This is a genomic window from Bifidobacterium sp. UBA4282, assembly GCF_002394995.1.
In the GTDB taxonomy this organism is placed as follows: Bacteria; Actinomycetota; Actinomycetes; order Actinomycetales; family Bifidobacteriaceae; genus Bifidobacterium; species Bifidobacterium pullorum_B.
In genome coordinates this window covers 18,378-33,892 of record NZ_DGVO01000041.1, presented here as the reverse complement: position 1 = coordinate 33,892, position 15,515 = coordinate 18,378, and the positions used below count along the sequence as shown (strand labels likewise).

Below are 15,515 nucleotides of genomic sequence, written 5' to 3'. Positions count from 1 at the left end.
TTCCCACTTTCGAACATCGAAGTACATCGAAATCAACAGCAGAACACACCATCCGAAACACAAGGACGGCCGGCCAACCCCGCAGGACCGACCGACCGTCGTTCTCTCATTTCGAAACCGGACGGCCAGCTCCAGTTCCGACCACCCGGCCCTATCCGACGCCGCGGTTTTCTCCCCGCGGTCGCCGGACAAGTCACACTCCGTCCGGTGCCAACCAGACGCACGGCTACGAACGGTTCAACCAGACCGTCATCTGGCCGTCGTCCCGGTTCGCCCAGGTGTAATACGGCACCATCCGCAGCTCAGCGAGCTCGCAGATGCCGCGATTCTCGGCGCTCAAATAAAGCGGCCCTTCCTCCGAATCCTCCTGCGCGCGCATCGCGCCCTTCGTCACCACGCCGACGCCGCCCAGCAGATCCGGTTCGAACCGGTAGCCGGCTTCGGTCGGAGCCGCGCCACTCACCGAATACAGCCAGAGCGGACCGGGGTTGTCGCATTCCTCGGCGCAGTAGACGAGCGGGCCACGCATGACGGCCACCTTGCCCACATCCTCGCGCACACGGTTCGAGGCACGCACCAGCCGCACCTCCATGTCCAGATCCAGCACCACGGTGAAGCCTTCGGCCCCGGCCGGCACCGTGACGTAGACGAACCCGTCCTCCACGCCGTCAGTCAGCGGCTCGCCGTCCACCGTCAGCGTGTAGCGGGACTGCGACCACGCCGGGATGCGCACCCCGAACCGCACCGGAGCGTCCGTCGGGTTGTCCATACGCCACGCGATCGTGCCGTCCCACGGATAGTTGCCGGTCTGTTCGATCCGCATGCCGTTCGGGAACACGGCCTTGGAGGCGATGAACTGGTGCGCCAGGATCGTGCCATCGGCCATGACCGTGTAGATGTACCGGTCGATCGAGGTGATCAGACGCGCCAGGTTCGCCGGGCAGCAGGCACAGGCGAACCAGCCGGCGCGGTGCGTGAGCACGTGGGCCTTGTCCGGAGTACCGGCGGACGCCGCTGGATCGGCCTCCAGCGGGTTGACATAGTAGAAATGCGTGCCATCCAGCGACATACCGGCCAACGCGCCGTTGAACAGCTCCTTCTCCAACACGTCGCCATACTCGCCACAGGCCTTCATGGCCAGCATCTGTCGAGCGAAGAAACTCATGCCCACGGAGGCGCAGGTCTCACCGTACACTGTGTCGTTCGGCAGATCGTAATCGTAGGTGAACGACTCACCCACATGCGTGGAACCAATCTGTCCGGTGATGTACATGCGGCGGCGGACGATGCTGCTCCACAGCCGCTCGGCGGACTCGGCGAGCGAGGCGTCGCCGGTCAGACGCGCGATGTGGGCCAGGCCCGTGCACAAATAGGTCACGCGCACGGCATGGCCGTCCGCATCACGCTGATCGGCGATCGGCTCGGCCGCCTGATAATAGGTGCGAGGGAAATCGCGAATCACCGCAAAGAAGTCACGATCCCAGCCGTCGGCACGGTTCTGCTCATCATAGAAGTCCGGATCCTGCCCGCGGATGTTGAGGAACCACCGGCCCATCGCGGCATACCGCTCCTCACCGGTGGCTTCAGCCAGGCGGGCGAGCGCCAGCTCGATCTCCGGGTGGCCATCGGCCCCATGGATCTGCGTCTCGCCATCGCCGAAGTTCTCCTCAATGCATGCGGCCATCCGCTTGGCTACACCGAGCGCCTTCTCATTGCCCGTAGCCTGCCAATAAGCCACGGCCGCCTCGATGTAATGGCCCATCACATACAGCTCATGCGACTGCTGGATGCGCTTGAAGACACGATCATGTTCCTTGATCTGGAAGAACGTGTCCAGATAGCCGTCCTCACGCTGGGCGTGGGCAATCAGATCGACCACGCCGTCCGCCAGTCGGCGCAGCTCCGGATCATTGCGGTGGTGCAGCGCGTAGGCCACGGCTTCCAGCCACTTGTACACATCCGAATCCTGGAACGGCATGCCGTGGAACGGCGCGTTCTCCTCGCCGGCGGCCACCTTCAGGTTGCGGATCGAATGGTTGAGCTTGTCATAGGTATCGACCGGATTGCCGCCCGGATCCGGCGGCAGGTCGACCTCGCGCTCGCCGTTGAGAACTGACCACTGATAGGGCAGCACCTTATCGATGACCAGGTCGATGTACCGTCGCCAGAACGCCGAGGTGATCTCGACGTCGGGAAGCCGGGCCTCGGTGCCCGCGCCCTCGGGGGTTGCGGTTGTGGCATTCATGATGAGTTACTTTCCGTTTCGTTACTTCCCACCCCTTCCCGCCGCGTACACCCGTGCGGAGGCAATATCATGGCCGGCTGTATGAGCCCGGACGCACGGGCGCACACGGCCGGCCATGGCATTGGGAGGAAAGGAGAAGGGTATGTTGTGTTTGGTTGTTTGGTTGCGGGGCTCCGTCAATCAGCCCTTGACCGCGCCCGCGGTGAAGCCCTTGACGTAGTACTTCTGCAGGGCCAAGAACAGGATGGCGGCCGGGATCATCAGCACCACGACGCCCGCCTCGGTGGCACCGTAGTCGATGACGCCCATCGTCTGCTGGCGCATGTTGACCATGGCCAACGGCAGCGGGGTATTGTCCGAGCCGGCGAGGTACAGCGGGATCATGAAGTTGTTCCATGCCTCCAGGAAGGCCAACAGGCCAACAGTGACCATCGAGGGCTTGACAACCGGCACCAGCACGCGGATCAGCGCCTGCAGCGAGTTGCAGCCGTCCACCATGGCGGCCTCCTCAAGTTCCTTGGGGATAGCGTCGAAGGCGTTGCGCATGACGAACGTGGACATCGGCAGCTGGAACAGCGTGATGACCAGGCCGATGCCGACCAGCGTGTTGTTCAGACCGATCTGGCTGTACCACACCATCAGCGGAATCAGCAGCGAGGCGTACGGTACCATCAGGATGGACAGCGTGACCATGAAGCCCAGGTTGCGCCCCGGATATTGGAACCGAGAGAACGAGTAGCCGGCCATCGTGCAGACCACCACGGACAGCACGATGGTGATCAGCGAGATGACCACGGAGTTGAACAGGTAGACCGGCAGACCGGCTTGGTAGTTGAACAACGTGACGTAGTTGTTGATGCCCCAGCCGTCGGCCTGGGCCGAGCCGGGCTGTGGGCTGAACGAGCTGATGATGACCCAGACCAGCGGCGCGATGAAGATGAGGGCCAGGATGACCTGCAGGATGCGGCCGATGACGCGCTTCCACAACGGAGTAGTCATGATCCGTTCCTCCTTACTTGGTGTTGTCGCGCATGCCGCGCATCTGGATGGAGTTGATGATGACTAGGGCCACGAGCACGATCAGTGAGAGCGCCGCGGCCATGCCGAGGTCCTTCTTGGAATCGAAGGCGAAGTTGTAGATGAGCTCCACCACGGTCATCGTGGCGTTGTTCGGACCGCCCTTGGTCAGGATGAAGAACTGGTCGAAAGCCAGGATCGAACCGGTGACGCAGTAGACCAGACACATCACGATCGTCGGCTTCATCAGTGGCAGGGTGACCGAGCGGAAGATGCGCCAAGTGCTGGCACCGTCCATGCGGGCCGCCTCGTACAACTCGCCCGGGATGGACTGCAGGCCGATCATCATCAGCAGCATGTAATAGCCGGAGAAACGCCAGACGATCACGATGATCGTGGCCCACAGCGCGGACTGACCGGTGGCAAGCACCGAGCCGCCGTCCTCAATCAGCCCGAAGAAGCTCAGGATTTTGGTCACCGGGCCAACCTGCGGGGAGTACAACGCATAGAACAGCAGGGAGGCGGAGGCCAGGCCGGTGGCGCTCGGCAACAGGAAGCAGGTACGCAGCACGTTGTTCCACCTACTGGATTCCTGCACGATCAACGCCAGCCCCAAACCCAGCACCAGCAGGAAGATCGTGACGATGACCGTGTATTCCAGCGTGAACACAATGGACTGTCCCAGCAACGGATGGCTGAACACCTCGATGAAGTTCTCAGGGAAGTTCCAGCCGCGGTTGCCGCCCATCAGACTCCAGCGGGAGCAGGCCATGACGACCAGCAACACGATGGGTACGAAGAACAACGCAACAATCATCACCCAATCAGGTAATGCGTACAGCAGGCCCCGTCGAGTCGCATCAGCCTTGGCTTTCGACTTCCTCGCCGCCGGCGACGGGGCATGTTTGGAGACACTAGTCATATTCTCTCCTCATCATGATTGATTGCTCGGGATTCGCCAATGAAATCCCTCATTGACGTCCCGATTACCAACAATCAGGCCGTCCATGACACACTTCAGGGCGGAAAAGGAAGCGGCGCCGCCGCACGGCAGCGGCGCCAAGGAAAGGAGAACGGAAGAAGTCCGGAGGACCGGCCGGCCCATACGGGCCGACCGGTTCGAGTCACTGGGCCAGCACGTCGGTGACGGCCTGGTTGTCAGCCTCAAGGCTGTCGCCAGCACCCCAGACGTAGTTCTGGATCAGCAGCTGATAGGGGGAACCGGCGGCGTTGAAGGCCTCGTTGAAGGCGGCCGACTTCGGAGTCTGGCCGTTGCCGTCGATGATGGTGGAGTTGATGGTCTGGATGCGCGGATCGGCATCCTCGTAAGCGGTCTTCAGCGTCTCGATGTTCGACGCGGTGTAGCCGTTGGCGGCGAAGACCTCGGCCTGCGTATCGGACTGCATCAGCCAGTGCAGGAAGTTCCAGGCCTGGGCCACGTTCTTGCAGTCCTTGGAGATGCCCATCGCGTCACCACCCAGGAAGGTGGAGGTGTTGCCCGAGGTGCCGGCGATCGGGGTCACACCGACCTCGAAGCCGCCCGAGGCCTCGGCATCGAAGATGTCGTTGAGCGAGGTGTTCGGGTAGGGCATGACGCCGATGACACCGTTGGCGAACGGCGCGGTCCAGGTGGCGCCGGTCTCCTCCTTGGAGCCCGCACCCAGGCCGTTCTCAGTGTTGGCGAGCTCACGGTAGGAATCCAGCACGGCCTTAAAGGAGTCGTTGTCCAGGAAGGCTTCAGTGCCGTCCTCGTTCATGACGCTCTCGCCATCAGCCCACGAGGAGGGGAACAGATTGAAGGCGAGGGCGCCACCGGACTGACCGGCCAGGTAGGAACCGGCCACGCCGTCCTGGCCGAGCGCGGCCACGGCCTTGGCCTGCTCGGTGAAGGACGCGATATCGGTCGGGCCATGCTCCGGATCGAGACCAGCCTGCTCGTACAGGTCCTTGTTCCACACCCACACGGAGACGTCGGTGATGAACGGCAGCGTGTACTTGGCACCGTCCACGGTGCCCGCCTCGATATGGCCCTGCTGCAGGTCGTCAAGATTATCCAGGCCGTCGATCTGCTCGGTGATGTCGGCAAAGATACCTTCGGAAGCCCAGTACGGAATGCGCACGACGTCGCCGGCCAAGATGTCAGGCAGGGAGTCGGTCTGCGAGGCACCGCCGACTCGGCCTTCCATGTCGTCGTTCGGGATGATCTCCAGCTTGACCTGGTTCTCATGACTGGCGTTGTATGCCTCGACCACGGCCTGGGCCTGACGCTCCAGCGGGGAACGGGTCCACAGGGTGATCTCGGTGCCGTCATCCGTGCCTTCGGCGGGAATGTCGGCTGGGGCTGCAGCGTTGCCGCCGTTGCCGCCACCGCAGGCGGCCAGCGGCACCAGGAGCGCGGCGGCTGCGATGCCGGCAAGCGTTCTCGTCACCTTATTGAAAGACACCATGTTCGCTTCTTTCTCTTGTAGTTACCGCTCAACAGTGAGAGACGGAGGCGGAAGTTCCGCCATTCCGCCGTCCGCGACACCCGGCACGCCGCTGCGCGTGTCTTCGGTTATCGCGAAAGGCTTTTCTCACTATACGCCCTTTTTTCTTTTTTTGCAAAATCGCTTTCGCAATATTGCCACACCCCCAAAATCAAACACACTCACAAACACCTTCACAGGCAGTTGACGCAAGAACGCCGGAAATTACTGCATCCCCCACCAGGGAACCCGCTCACAATCCACAAAACGTTCTCAAACAACACTCACGCAACGTTGAGAATCCATACACATGCGAAATAGAAATTATGCATTACGAAAGTATTTTCTTATTTTTTCCACATCTTACATTCCTTGAGCACCCCCCGTGCGAAAATCTTTTCGCATTCCGTTTTTCTGCCGTACAATGGAGGTCAACAGTTTTCGCTTGGAAAAGGATTCGCCAATGAAGGACGAAACGCTGGAGGAGACACGCATCCATCGCAAGATTACCCTCGCCGACGTGGCTGCGGAGGCCGGCGTCTCACTCGCCACAGCCTCAAAGGCCCTGAATAACCAGCCTCGCGTCAGCGACGCCACCAGGGCCAAGGTCATCGAAATCGCCAAACGGCTGGATTACGCGCCCAACACCTTCGCCCAGTCCCTGGCCACCGGCAAAACCAACTCCATCGGCGTCATCACCTCCGATCTTGTCGGCCGATGGAGCATCCCCGTCCTGATCGGCGCGGAGGACGAACTCGGCAACTCATCGAACACCGTGCTGCTAAGCAACGCGCGCGGCGACACCCTACTCGAACGCAACAGTCTCGATTTCCTCATCTCCCGCAACGTGGATGGCATCCTCATCGCCGGGCAGGAGACCAACCCCCGCCCGCCGTTGCGCGTACCCGCCAACGTACCGCTCGTCTACGCCTACGCCCCCAGCGAGGACCCGCAGGATTGCTCCGTTACCTGTGACAATGTGCAGGCCGGTCGCTTGGCCGTCGAACACCTGCTGTCCTGCGGCAAACGCAAAATCGCCATCATCGGCGGCAGCGAAACGTTCAATGCGGCGGTGGACCGACTGCACGGCGCACTGGACGCCCTGCACTCAGCCAATCTGGAGCCCGCCGGACCCGTCAGGTTCAACGAATGGTCGGAAGCCTGGGGACGCGCCGCCACACGGCTACTGCTCGACCAACACGTGGACTTCGACGGCGTGGTCTGCCAGAACGACCAGATCGCGCGCGGGTGCCTTACCGTGCTACAGCAGGAAGGCCTCTCCGTGCCGCAGGACGTGGCTGTCATCGGACATGACGACTGGCAGGTGCTCACCCTCGGATCCATGCCCACCCTAACCAGCATCGCCAATCAAACCGAGGAAATCGGCCACATCGCCGCCCGCAACCTGCTCGACGCTATCCAGGGACGTCTGCACCACGGCATCGAATACGTGCCCTGCCGCGTGGTCCAGCGAGCCTCCACACTCCCGTTACGCTGACCCCGCCTCAAACACGTACACGCCCGAATATCGCCGCCCAAACCCGCGACATACTCGGACCATTTGTGACTCTGCGGCATCGTGACTGTGACACATGATCTCAGAACCGCGGAATTCCGCCATTTCTGCGCGATATCGCAGAGTCACGATGTCGCAGAGTCACGACGCGGACAGGAATACGGGGCCACACTCAGCGCTCGTCGGGGACGAACGACTCGAAGATGTGGTGGTCGAACCAAGCATCGCATTCGGCCACCTCGTCGCGACTGCGCACGGTCCAGGAGACCGGCACCGCGCCCAGCGCACGGTTCAGGCGCACCTGCGGGGAACCGCCGCTGCGCCAATCACACGCCACAAAATCCGGACGGGACAGCCAATTGAACAGCAGCCGACCCGCGGTCCAATAGGTCACGTCGGTCTGCCCCAACGGCAGCGGCTCGATCAACTGGCCGCGGCACACCTCCGGACGATGCTCCCTGTACCAACGCATCGCCATCGGATGGAACGACTCCACCACATACGGACCCGCATACGCCTGCAGCAACGCATCGCCCTTCTCCATCAGCTCCACACAACGCGGCGTCCAATCGCTGCCGTCGATCTTGTATTCCACGATCAGCGGCACGCGGCCCGCCACCACCTTGAGCACGTCTGAGAACAGCGGCACATGTTGGTAATACCCCAGCGGCGGCCTGGCCGGGGTCACCACCAGACCGGGGGCCTCCACCGCGTTCGGCACCGGTTCGGCCAGCTCGCAGCCGGGGCGCGACGGCGTGGGATACAGCGGGATCCGGGTCAGCTCGTCATAGGTCAGATCGCAGATGCGGCGCGGATCGCCCGCCACACGCATCAGCGTCTCGTCGTGGGCCACCACCACCTGACCGTCCATCGTCAGCTGGATGTCGAGCTCGATGCCGTACCCGGCCTCGCAGGCGGCGACGAACGCGGCCAGGGAGTTCTCCGGGGCGATTGGGCCGACGCATTCGGGCGTACCGTAGCCGGCCTTCATCGCCATACGACGAGCCAAGGCCACGTACTCCCCACTTTCGGCCGCATACTGCGCGGTCAGGCCGGAACCGGCGTCGTGCAGACCGCGATGCGCGTACCAGACGTCCGGGATCGACGGCACGTAGTTGTCGCGCTTGTCGGAGAAACTGCGCGGGGCGATCGCCCACACCGCGGCGCCCGCCGCAGCCGCGCCGGCCAACAGCACCTTACCGAACATCCCACGTTCCGCCATGATGATCCTTCCTCGGGTCGGATGGTCCACTGCTATCGAGACTAGCCGCATGTCCCGTCTTTGCCGGGGTCGCGGCAGGGTTCCGGCATGGCATCGGGCTCCGCGATCCGGATGCGGGTGAAGTATTCGGTGTCGTTGTCATGGTCGATGCGCGCACCGAGATGCCGCTGCACGGCGAGCGATGCGGGATTGTCCTTGTTCACGGACAGGTACGCCTCCCTGATGCCGTACTCGGCCAGTGCTATCGCGAGGATCATGCGCAGTCCGGCGGTGGCGTAGCCGCACCCGCGATACTCGGGCGCGATGCCGTAGCCGATATGCCCCGCGCCTTCGCGCAGACGATCGTTGAGACAGTGCCGCAGGTTGAAGATGCCCACATAGTCCCCGCTGTCGTTCACCAGGATGTACTTGGTGGCGGGCACATACCCCTCCGGGAGATTGCGGCCGGCGTGCATATCCTCGACCTTGCGCATGTATTCGGCGAATTCGTCGCGACTCAGGCCATACGCATCGTTGATGAACCCATGCTCGTCCGCCTGGAATTTGCCGAACAGCTCGTACGCCCTATCCAGGTCGCCAGTCCATGCCTTGATCAATTTCATGCCGCCATGGTAGCGCGGGGCATCGGGGAATACGGGGGCAGTACCACGTTTACGGAGCGGTGCGGCCGGCTCACACCGTTTCGCGCCCGAATCGCGGAAGCAACGCCGCTTCTGGATACAACCGACAATCGCCGATCTACGCGCGAAGGGGCACCAAAGGCTCGACATCAGGCAATCACCCTTCGGCTGCCGGTGGGTATGTGGATGAAGATATCCACCAGCAGCCCGACAGCCGCAATCGTTCGACCACATTGCCCCAGCGAGCTGGACAGCGTACTCGTCTCTTCCCTACCGTGAAGCCATACGAAGAAAAGGGGGACACGTGCTATGGCATCATCGTTGGCATACTAACCGTAATACGTCAGGTTATACTTTTCGTATGCGAATCCTGATCCATCCCCATGCGCACAAGCATGGCATTACCGACGATCAGATTCGCGTCGCTTATGAAACCGGGGGTTCCAGCGCGGCAATCCGCAGCCAAGATCGAGACAGCGATCCTCCGCGCTGGGCATCCATCGGCTTCGATGCCGACGGCCGACAAATCGAACTTGTATTTGTTCGGCTCGACGCCACCACCATTCTGGTATTTCATGCCAACTACGCAACCAAAACATTTCGCGATCAAATCAGGAGGGGACGAATATGACGCGCTATACCACTGATAACGGAACCGTCATCACCGATGCGATGGTGGAACGGTGGGCGGAGGATGCCGAGCAAGGCTTCGCTCACAGTACCGTGACACCCGTAACCGGACGGCCTTGGGAAACATGCACCGAGCCGATGAAACCCCGTACTGTCCGGATGCCTGACAGCCTCTGGCGGCTGGTCGAACAGCAGGCGCGCAGCCAGCACCTTGGAGTCAGCGCGTTCGTGCGGCAGGCACTGGCGCACGAGCTCGAATCATAGCCCGTCGCCGGTGATCACTGTCACCCCCATCGCCGGCCGCCCCGCCTGCGATGTCCTCGATATCAGGCCTCGGACGTGGACTCGGATCGCGCGGGCGTATAGGTGCCCGCCAGCGCCTTCTCCTCGGGGCGTCCGATCGGCCCGACGCCAGCGGCGCATATTTCATGTCACTCATGGTCATTCCTTTCGTATATGCCGGAAAAGAGCCCGGCGGGGCCCGGAGGACCCCGCCGAATGGGGCCGGATTGGCGGTCCGGCCGTGAGCGAGAACTCGGAGGAGGGAGCTCTCAGGCTTGTGTTCGGACGCCGGCCTCGGCCGCAGCCGCCGCACGCCGGCTCATGTACCGCCGGACGGCCACGACCTCCAGGCCCACCAACAGCAGGCCGAGCACCACATCGACAGCGATCATGGCGACCTGCCAGACCGGCATCGACTGCTCCGGCTCGCCGTTCTCGTACACCCAGCTGTTCACCGCGGTGTACAGGATGTTGTGCGCGGCGCGGCGCATCTCGATGACCGAGGTGGCCGAACGGTCCTCGACGTGGTTGGTGGTGTCCGTAGTGGAAAGCATGGCGTCGGTTCCGGCGCGGATCACCTGATCGGCGGTCTGGTAGCTGTAGTTCGGCCCGGAGAAGTAGTCGGTCTCCAGGAAGCCACGGAAGCCCCATTCCCCGTGCAGAACTGTCTCGTTCAGCCCCTCATGGGCGCTGACGTAGGTGTTGCCGATGTAGTTGTAGGACCCCATCATGGCCTGGGCGTCGCCATCGGCCTTGACGATGATTTCGAAGGGCTTCAGGTAGATCTCGCGGATCGCCTGCTCGTTCGACCAGGTGCACAGCTGGCCGTTGCGCTCGTTCTCCTGCTCGTTCAGCGCGAAGTGCTTGGTGAACGAGTAGACGCCGAATTCGTCGGCCCCGAGCATCTGCTCGGCGGCCAGTTCGCCGGTCAGGAGCGGATCCTCCGAGAAGTACTCGAAGTTGCGGCCCGCGAACGGGGAGCGATGGAGGTTCACGGACGGGGCGTACCACCCGGAGACGTGGATCTCGCGCGCCATCTGCCCGATCATCTGGCCGAATTCGCGGGCCAGATCCTTGTTCCACGAGCAGGCGATGGCCACGTTGCAGGGCAGACCGATGGAGCTGACACCAGTGAAGTTATCCTTCAGGGCGGCAGGTCCGTCCACGTCGGACAGACGCACCTTGCCGATCGAATCGACGGCCGCGTTCTGGTAGCCGGCGTTGGCGATCAGGTTGTCCATCTCATCGACGGTCAGCTGGTCGAGCAGGTCGTCCCACTGCGGGTCGTCGTAGTCCACGCCGCGCAGATCGGCCAGACGGATGCCGTTGTCGGCGCCGGTGGTCGGCATCTCGTCGTCGGGATCGTCGAATTCGGTCGGATCGTAGTTGCCGAGGTTGTAGTACGTCGCCTTGTCCTCATCCGACATCGAATAGTTCGTCGGAGCGGCGAGCGCGACGTCGGTGTTGGCGAAATGGTCGGCACGGCTCAGGTATTCCAGTCCGCCGTTGGCCGCGTCGAACACGTTGGTGGCGGGGATGGCGTCGCCGTCGTGGGTGTTGTCCTCGGTGTCGTAGGTGATGGTCTCGGACACGGTCACCGTCTGCTCGTCGATCACGGTGTGCGAGCCGGCGTTGATCGAGATGACGTAGTCGCCCTGTTCGAGCACGTAGGCCCGCGCGTCCTCGTAGTCGTAGGAGGCCATGTCGTCGTCATCGAACTCGATCGAGACCGTCTCGGATTCGCCGGGTTCCAGCAGCCCGGTCTTGTCGAACGCCACCAGGTTCACCGACGCCTTCTCGATGCCGCCGTTGACGTACGGCGGGTTGACGTAGACCTCGACCACGTCCTTGCCCGCAACGCCGCCGGCGTTCGTCACCGTCACGTCGAAGGAGACGGTGCCGGAGGACGGATCGTACGAGACCTCGCCCATCTCCTGCTCGAAGCTGGTGTAGCTCAGGCCGTAGCCGAACGAATACTGCACCGTCGCATCGTAGTCGAGCACACCCTCGTCGTCCGCGGTCTCGTAATACCGGTAGCCCACGTAGATGCCCTCCACGTAGTTCACGAACTTCGGCGAACGCAGGCCGCGGGCGGATTCGATCTCAAACTCGGAGACGTTGTCGTACTGGTTCGGACCGAAGTTGTTCCACGTCGGGGTCTGAGTCAGATCGTTGAGGAACGTGTCGGAGGTCTTGCCGGAGGGATTGACCTCGCCATTCAGGATCTCGCCGAGTGCGGTGAAACCGGCCTGACCGGGATGCGGCGGCCACCCATACGGTGGAGTGCGCGAGCTTGCGCGTGTTTTGAGAAACGACGGTCTTTCGGTTCACCGCAACGGTGACCGCAATCGCCAGTACCAGTGCCACAACAACCGCAATGAGCTGCGGTCGGATGGACTGGATCACGGCGAGAACATCATCGATATTGATGCCTAACATTGCTTGTCCTTTTCTTCCATCCCTGTTCCGTACATATGACGGGCTCGAAATCGGCGTCCGCTACCTTGCTTGGCCTGGAACAGGTATCCGTTGCCCGTTGTTGATGACAGTTTCATCACAACAGGCGAATCGTGCACTTGATCGCGAATTCGGTAACCTGCATTTACTGACTCACAACATGCGATTGCATGCAAAAAACGCATACGCTATCGATGTCACCTGCATACGGTTGCGTACACACCGCTACGCCAGGTCCACGCTCCGTCTCATGGCCGCAAGGAATGTTTCCGAGGCAAGCGACAACGGCCGGTCTTCCATCCATGCCAGGCTGGCACGCACATCGATACGGGGACTCAACGGACGGAAACATATCTCGCCGCCCACGTCAAGCAGTGAATCCCCCAGGCCGATAAAGCACCCATAACCGGCCTTCACCATCATCACGGCATTCTGAATGAGGTTGGAGGTGCCCACCACATTCAATCGCTCCATCCGCCCGCCCAACCAACCAGAGAATTCGTTGCGCACAAGCGAGCCACTCGGCACAATAATCGGGAAACCGGCAAGGTCTTCCGGTTTCACACTCTCCAAGGCGGCCAATGGATGGTCCCGGCGTACCATCACGGATTGACGGTCCCGAACCGGCAACTGCAGATGGTTAAACCCCGTCAGATCGACCGGTTCAATCAACACGGCGAAATCCGCCACTCCCTGCCGCAACCACTCCATCGCATCAGGACCGTTGCCTGATCGAACATGGAACATCGTGCGCGGGCATCGCTCACGGACAGTCGCCATCACACGGCATACGTCACTCATCGCTTCGCATTCCGCAGCACCGATATACACATCGCCCGCAACATCATCCGCGGAGGACAACAGTTCGCGTTCCGCCCGCTCTGCCATCATGACGATCTCCTGCGCACGACGGCGGAACCGCTGTCCGTCACGCGTCAACGACAGTTGACGTCCACGATTGCCACGCACAAACAACGCAACGCCAAGCTCCCCTTCCAACGCCTACACCTGACGAGAAAGCTTCGACTGCGAAACACCGGAAGCCGTTGCGGCTTCCGCAATGCTCCCATGTTCGCAAGCCGTCAAAAAATACCGCAACGTCTTGGTATCCATGAAATTCCCCCGAATCCGGTCCGCTACCGTTTCCTGGAGCGACGGCCCTTGAAGTAGATGTCGAAGACGATCCACACGGACAGCACGAACGCCACCACGTAGCCCATGAACCCGACCACGGGGATGCCGAACACAATCGGCGGCACACCGGCGAAATACACGATCGACGAGCCCACATACAGACCGACCACGATCAGCGCCATCGTCAGGCGGTTGACCATCTCGGAGAGCATACGCATCGGCTCCTCGGCGCCGGCCAGCTCCATGTTCACCCGCAATTGGCCGCGCGTGAGCATACGCGCCGCTACCTTGGTCTCGGAGAGCGCGCCGAGCAGGCCGTGCAGCGCCGCATGCGCCTCGACGCCCAACGACTTGACTTCATCCGCGGCTGCGCGGTCCAGGGGCTTCGACGTGGCGATGTGCTCCGAGATGATCTCGATCATGTTCACGTCGGGGATGAACTCGTCCAGCAGCCCTTCCAGCGTGACCAGCGCGCGGGCCACCGTGGTCACCGTGCTCGGCACCTCGATGCCGTGCCGCTGTGCCAGCTGGGTCAGCGCGGTCACGAACGAGGCCAGGTCCAGGTCCTTCAGATCCACGGTGCCGTATTCGGCCACGATGGTGTCCAGGTCGGCCAGCAGCGCCGGATAGTCGGACGCATCGGACTCAGTGCCGGCGAATCGCAGCAGGCCGTCGGCGAGCGCCGGCGAGTCCTGTTTGGCCACGGCGAAGATCATCTGCTTGAGCACCGAACGGGTTTTGGCGTTGAGCCGGCCGGTCATGCCCAGGTCGATCAGGACGATCTGTCCGCCGGCGATGATGATGTTGCCGGGGTGAGGATCGGCGTGGAAGAAGCCGTCGTCGAGCACCTGGGTGGCGTAGTTGTCTACGAGCTTGGTGCCGATCTCCTTCAAGTCGTATCCGGCGGCGATCAGCTGTTCGGGGTGCGAGACGGAGATGCCCTCCACATAGTCCATCACCACCACATGCTCGGTGCACAGATCCATGTAGGGTTTCGGGCAGTCCATATAGACGTAGGGCTGGCAGAAGCGTTTGAACTCGGCCAGATTGCGGGCCTCCACGAGGAAGTCCGTCTCGGATTCGAAGGTATCCCAGAGTTCCTCGACCACACCGCCCAGATCCACCACCTGCGCACTGGGCATGACCCGGGTGGCCAGACGGGCGATCGAACGCATGATGGATACGTCCTGGGCCATGGTCTCACGCACACCGGGGCGTTGCACCTTGACGGCCACGTCCTCGCCGGTGAGCAGCGTGGCCCGATGCACCTGGGCCAGCGATGCGGAGCCCAGCGGGGTGGGGTCGATGTGCTCGAAGATCTCGCCGATGGGGCGTCCGTATTCCGAGGACAGCGTCTCCAGGACGGTCTGGTACGGCATCGGGTCGGCGTCGGCGCGCAGTTTCGCCAATTCGTCGCAGAACGCCTGCGGCAGGATCTCGGAGCGCATCGAGAGGATCTGCCCGACCTTGACGAAGGTGGGGCCGAGCGCCTCCAGCATGAGCCGCATCTTGACCGGGGTCAGGCCGTGGATGACGTCGAATTGGTTGGCGATGCGGGCGATCTGCCAGAGTCGTTTGAGTTTGTTGCGCCGTGTCAGATGGTACCGCGCGGCGAATGCGTCGTTGCGGCGGGAGCCGAACAGGCCGATGAGTTCGGCCACTTCCGCGTCGGGGGTGCCGGGAGCGTACTGGCGGCCATACGTGTATGGAAACGCCGATGTAGGGGTGTCCGACGTGGAGATGTCCGGTGCGGCGGTATCCGACGTGGAGATATTCGATGTCGGCGTATTCGACGCTGAAGCGTCAGGCCACTGTGTTGCGCCCGATGGCTGCCGACCGGTCTTGGGGGATGGGGATTTGTTGCTCATTGCGGCATCAGCAACCGTCCGATGCGCTTGCGCGACACCGGACGGCTATAGGTGGAAGA

Annotated in this window: 13 protein-coding genes and 1 pseudogene; 4 read left to right on the top strand and 10 right to left on the bottom strand. The window is 62.2% G+C overall.

Features of this window, described 5'->3' with window-relative positions; all coding sequences use genetic code 11:
• Positions 1-226: 226 nt before the first annotated feature.
• The 4 genes from B4C31_RS06690 to B4C31_RS06675 all read right to left on the bottom strand — a co-directional run bounded on the left by B4C31_RS06690 (position 227) and on the right by B4C31_RS06675 (position 5,709).
• Positions 227-2,245 (bottom strand): glycoside hydrolase family 127 protein, encoded by a 2,019-nt coding sequence (locus tag B4C31_RS06690; RefSeq protein ID WP_291531845.1) that lies wholly within the window; start codon positions 2,243-2,245, stop codon positions 227-229.
• A gap of 180 nt (positions 2,246-2,425) precedes the next feature.
• The gene (locus tag B4C31_RS06685) at positions 2,426-3,244 is read right to left on the bottom strand and encodes a carbohydrate ABC transporter permease (protein WP_291531844.1); all 819 of its coding nucleotides are present in this window, start codon (positions 3,242-3,244) and stop codon (positions 2,426-2,428) included.
• Positions 3,245-3,257: 13 nt separating this feature from the next.
• The gene (locus tag B4C31_RS06680) at positions 3,258-4,184 is read right to left on the bottom strand and encodes a carbohydrate ABC transporter permease (RefSeq protein WP_291531843.1); all 927 of its coding nucleotides are present in this window, start codon (positions 4,182-4,184) and stop codon (positions 3,258-3,260) included.
• Between the two features lie 202 nt (positions 4,185-4,386).
• The gene (locus B4C31_RS06675) at positions 4,387-5,709 is read right to left on the bottom strand and encodes an ABC transporter substrate-binding protein (RefSeq protein WP_291531842.1); all 1,323 of its coding nucleotides are present in this window, start codon (positions 5,707-5,709) and stop codon (positions 4,387-4,389) included.
• A gap of 481 nt (positions 5,710-6,190) precedes the next feature.
• On the opposite strand from B4C31_RS06675, the gene B4C31_RS06670 reads away from it, so the two are divergent.
• Positions 6,191-7,225, top strand: a complete 1,035-nt coding sequence (locus tag B4C31_RS06670) for a LacI family DNA-binding transcriptional regulator (protein WP_291531841.1) — start codon at positions 6,191-6,193, stop codon at positions 7,223-7,225.
• Between the two features lie 190 nt (positions 7,226-7,415).
• Here B4C31_RS06670 and B4C31_RS06665 read toward each other — a convergent pair whose 3' ends face one another.
• Positions 7,416-8,465: a glycerophosphodiester phosphodiesterase family protein gene (locus tag B4C31_RS06665; RefSeq protein ID WP_291531840.1), complete on the bottom strand. Its 1,050-nt coding sequence runs from the start codon at positions 8,463-8,465 to the stop codon at positions 7,416-7,418.
• A gap of 41 nt (positions 8,466-8,506) precedes the next feature.
• Positions 8,507-9,067: a GNAT family N-acetyltransferase gene (locus tag B4C31_RS06660; RefSeq protein ID WP_291531839.1), complete on the bottom strand. Its 561-nt coding sequence runs from the start codon at positions 9,065-9,067 to the stop codon at positions 8,507-8,509.
• A 379-nt stretch (positions 9,068-9,446) separates the two neighbouring features.
• Here B4C31_RS06660 and B4C31_RS06655 point away from each other — a divergent pair, with 379 nt between their 5' ends.
• Both B4C31_RS06655 and B4C31_RS06650 read left to right on the top strand, forming a co-directional pair.
• Complete coding sequence (locus tag B4C31_RS06655; protein WP_081883155.1) at positions 9,447-9,716, top strand: hypothetical protein; 270 nt, start codon at positions 9,447-9,449, stop codon at positions 9,714-9,716.
• A complete protein-coding gene (locus tag B4C31_RS06650) occupies positions 9,713-9,979 on the top strand; it encodes a ribbon-helix-helix protein, CopG family (RefSeq protein ID WP_051912274.1) in 267 nt (88 codons plus the stop codon). The genes B4C31_RS06655 and B4C31_RS06650 overlap by 4 nt, the downstream gene beginning before the upstream one ends.
• 287 nt (positions 9,980-10,266) lie before the next feature.
• On the opposite strand, the pseudogene B4C31_RS06645 reads toward B4C31_RS06650, so the two are convergent.
• Positions 10,267-12,267 (bottom strand): annotated as a pseudogene (locus tag B4C31_RS06645) (glycoside hydrolase family 3 N-terminal domain-containing protein); the annotation flags it as partial.
• A gap of 13 nt (positions 12,268-12,280) precedes the next feature.
• Here B4C31_RS06645 and B4C31_RS06640 point away from each other — a divergent pair.
• Positions 12,281-12,433 (top strand): hypothetical protein, encoded by a 153-nt coding sequence (locus B4C31_RS06640; RefSeq protein ID WP_291531837.1) that lies wholly within the window; start codon positions 12,281-12,283, stop codon positions 12,431-12,433.
• 246 nt (positions 12,434-12,679) lie between these two features.
• On the opposite strand, the gene B4C31_RS06635 is transcribed toward B4C31_RS06640, so the two are convergent.
• From B4C31_RS06635 to B4C31_RS06630, 3 genes are read right to left on the bottom strand one after another with little or no spacing between them, the layout of a single operon-like run.
• Positions 12,680-13,453, bottom strand: a complete 774-nt coding sequence (locus B4C31_RS06635; protein WP_291531836.1) for a LysR family transcriptional regulator — start codon at positions 13,451-13,453, stop codon at positions 12,680-12,682.
• A 3-nt stretch (positions 13,454-13,456) separates the two neighbouring features.
• Positions 13,457-13,567 (bottom strand): LysR family transcriptional regulator, encoded by a 111-nt coding sequence (locus B4C31_RS08855; protein WP_367172072.1) that lies wholly within the window; start codon positions 13,565-13,567, stop codon positions 13,457-13,459.
• A gap of 23 nt (positions 13,568-13,590) precedes the next feature.
• A complete protein-coding gene (locus tag B4C31_RS06630; RefSeq protein WP_349679133.1) occupies positions 13,591-15,456 on the bottom strand; it encodes an ABC1 kinase family protein in 1,866 nt (621 codons plus the stop codon).
• Positions 15,457-15,515 lie beyond the last annotated feature (59 nt).